Annotated in this window: 4 protein-coding genes; 2 read left to right on the top strand and 2 right to left on the bottom strand. The window is 69.5% G+C overall.

The window, feature by feature from the left end; genetic code table 11:
- Together MKK69_RS00190 and MKK69_RS00185 are read left to right on the top strand one after the other, a co-directional pair.
- The coding region (locus tag MKK69_RS00190; protein WP_243964623.1) for a porin at positions 1–1,050 on the top strand (1,050 nt) is incomplete at its 5' end.
- A gap of 346 nt (positions 1,051–1,396) precedes the next feature.
- Positions 1,397–1,573 carry a hypothetical protein gene (locus tag MKK69_RS00185; protein ID WP_243964622.1) on the top strand — a complete coding sequence of 59 codons (177 nt, stop codon included), beginning with the start codon at positions 1,397–1,399 and terminating at the stop codon, positions 1,571–1,573.
- A gap of 23 nt (positions 1,574–1,596) precedes the next feature.
- Here MKK69_RS00185 and MKK69_RS00180 read toward each other — a convergent pair whose 3' ends face one another.
- Together MKK69_RS00180 and MKK69_RS00175 are read right to left on the bottom strand one after the other, a co-directional pair.
- Positions 1,597–2,307 (bottom strand): cache domain-containing protein, encoded by a 711-nt coding sequence (locus MKK69_RS00180; RefSeq protein WP_243964621.1) that lies wholly within the window; start codon positions 2,305–2,307, stop codon positions 1,597–1,599.
- Positions 2,308–2,432: 125 nt separating this feature from the next.
- Positions 2,433–3,095: aspartate/glutamate racemase family protein (locus MKK69_RS00175; protein ID WP_243964619.1), on the bottom strand; the 663-nt coding region annotated here is incomplete at its 5' end.

The following is a 3,095-nucleotide window of genomic DNA, read 5'->3' as shown; positions in this document are numbered from 1 at the left end:
GGCAACGGCCTGTCGGCGACGATCTCGATCGAAGACCCGGTCTTCCGCCGCACCCCGATCTTCTCGCCGTTCAACGTCGGCGCCACGGTCAGCTCCGGCAGCGTGTCGAACTTCGGCGTGACCAACCAGCCGACGCCGGTCTTCGTCGGCTATACCGGCGGCATCCCGACCCGCTACGGCAACGTCGACAGCATCGAGCGCGAGCGCCTGCCCGACTTCGTCGGTGTCCTGCGCCTCGATCAGGCCTGGGGCTCGGCCCAGCTCTCCGCCGCCACCCACGAGCTGAACGTCGGCAACCTCTCGACCGCCGCCAGCACCGGAACCGGCACCATCGTGGCCCCGGCCCATACCAGCAACGTTCAGGGCTGGGCGATCCAGGGCGGCTTGAAGATCAACGCCCCGTTCATCGCGCCGTGCGACGCCCTGTACCTGCAGGGTGCCTATGGCGACGGTGCGCAGCTCTACACCGGTTACTCGCAGTACACCGGCTCGTACACGCAGAGCACCACCACGATCCAGGGTCAGAAGTTCGCCCAGTACTTCTCCGACGCGACGATCAATCCCTATACCGGCCAGCTGCAGACCTCGACCAGCTTCACCGCGGTCGCCTCGTACCTGCACTACTGGACGCCGGAATGGCGCTCGGCGTTCTTCGGCTCCTACGGCGAGCAGAGCTTCTCCAACAGCGCCCGTCTCGCCCAGGGCGCCGCCTACACCCTGGTGAGCGGCCTGGCCGGCAGCAACCCGTTCAGCTCCAACGCGGTCGGTACGCCGGGCACCCGGTTCTACCAGCTGAGCCAGGCGCTGCGCGACACCTACCAGTTCGTTGCCGGTGCGAGCATCATCTGGTCGCCGGTGAAGGACCTCGATATCGGCGTCGAGGGCTTCTACACCCAGATTGGTCTGAAGAGCGGCCGGGCGATCGACCTCGACAAGAGCCCGACCGCCTATGCCAACATCGCCGGCATCAACGCCGGCACCTTCGCCGTGGCGACCGCCACGAAGGACTCGGTCTCGCAAGTGCGGTTCCGCGTCCAGCGCGACTTCTGATCCCCATTGGCGATCGGATAACGGCATCGAGGCCAGAGGCCTCGGTGCCGACGAACGACCCTCGTGCACACGAAGACTCAGAAGCCCGGCCCCGTGCCGGGCTCTTTTTTTGGCGTCCGCAGCTCCGGAACCTCGCGACGGCTGGCGCCCACCGCGACCGTCGACGACCGTCACGGAGAGCCGACGACCTGACGCCGGCACGCAGTCGGCCTCGCGGGGCGATGCGTCGATCCCACCCCCGCCGCCCCCGGTTGCCGCCGCGAATGCGGTGCCCGGAGCCGGTGTTTACGAAGCGTTCATCCTCCGGGTGTCCGATCGGGGTCGCAGAGGCCGGGATGAGGACGCGATGCCGAGCAGCACGAATGAAACGCCGCAGGGCCCGATTCTGGAACTCTGGCGCATCGTCGCGCTCGCGCTGATCGTCGCCGCGGGCATGCTGTTCGTCCATATGGTCGTGCCCGCCGACGCCTCGGCGGATCCGATCAGGACCGGGTCCGTCCTAAGCCAAACCGGACAGCCATAGGTCGCCCGCCCGTCCCGCGCCTCTCACTCGCCGCCCTGTCGGCCCCCGGCCTTGGTGAGCGCGCCGGCCGCGGCTGTCAGATCGCGCCGGGCCTGGGTGATCGCCGTCGCCTTCTCGGCCTCCTGCGCATTCAGGGCCTCGAGGAAGGCGGTCCAGTCGGCGCGGGCGCCGGTCGGGATCTCGCCGTCGAGCCTCTGGCGGAGCTGGGCGACCCGTCCCTCGGCGGTCGCCACCGCCGGCGCGGCGACATCGGCATCGTAGACGCCGACCGCGCAGGTCTGATCGCCGGCCTTCGTGTAATACGTGGTTTTGGGCTCCTCGATCGTGCTCCCGGGCTTCGGAAACAGATACCGGATCACCGCGATTTGCCCGGGCTTGGCGCTCTCCATCATCGTCCGGATGAAGTGGTTGCCCGTCCGGTCGTGCAGGTCGCGGACGTCATGCCCGTTCAGGATCGGATTGGGATGGGCGCTCATGACGCCGTCCGGCCCGACGCAGAACACGTAGGTGTCGGCGGTGCGGAAGCCCCGGGCCCCGTTGGTGAAGTCCTGCAGCGCCTGGGTCTTGTCGGCGGCGAGCGCCCGGTCGACGCGCCCGAGCATCCACGAGGCGAACCCGTTGGGGCTCGGATCGTCGCAGGAGGTCGGGGCCTCGCCGTCGCCGCAGGCCAAAGCCGGACCCGCCGGCATCACGCCGATCAGCAGAAGGGTCGCAAGCGTTAAAGTTTTCAGCATCGTGACGACCCCCGAATGCAGCTTATCTCACCGAATCGGGTCAATCAGAGACCGCGTTCGACGGATTGGCAAGCGCTGGAAATTGTCTTCACGCGTTCGTCAGCACGATCGCGGGTGCCGCCGGCCTACTGCATGGGCAGGGGGATCGCCTCGACGGTGACCTCGCCGATCCCGCGGGCCGCCAGCGCCGTGCGCAGGGGGGCGGTCAGGCAGCTCCCGGCTGTGAACGCGCCGAGCGCCGCGCCGTGCCGGTCCGCATCCCGGGGGGCGGAACCGATCAGCTGTATGACGCGCCGGGCGATGGCGGGTGCCGGATCGATCCAGGTCACCGGCCAGGGCGCCACGGCTTCGAGCCGCGGCAGCAGCAGGGGGTAGTGGGTGCAGGCGAGGCAGATCACGTCGGTGCGCCGGCCGTCCGCCGCGGTCACGAAGCACGGGGCGATCTCCGCCGCCAGGGCGGCCTCGTCGACGGGGGTGCCCGCGAGTTCGGCCTCGGCGTAAGCCGCGAGATTCTGGGCGCCGACCAGGCTCACCGCGCAGGTTCCGGCATAGGTGGCGATCAGGTCACGCGTGTAGGAGCGGGCCACCGTCCCGGGCGTGGCCAGCAGGGAGACGAGCCCCGAGCGCGTGGCCTCGGCCGCCGGCTTGATCGGCGGCACGACGCCGACGAACGGGGTCGTGAAGCGCTGCCGGAGGGCGGGGAGCACCAGGGTCGAGGCGGTGTTGCAGGCGATGACCGCGAGGTCGGGCCGGTGGGTCGCCACCAGCCGCTCCATGACGGCCAGAAC

The sequence above is a fragment of the Methylobacterium sp. J-026 genome (assembly GCF_022829585.1).
Lineage (GTDB): Bacteria > Pseudomonadota > Alphaproteobacteria > Rhizobiales > Beijerinckiaceae > Methylobacterium.
This window is presented reverse-complemented; position numbering and strand designations above follow the sequence as displayed.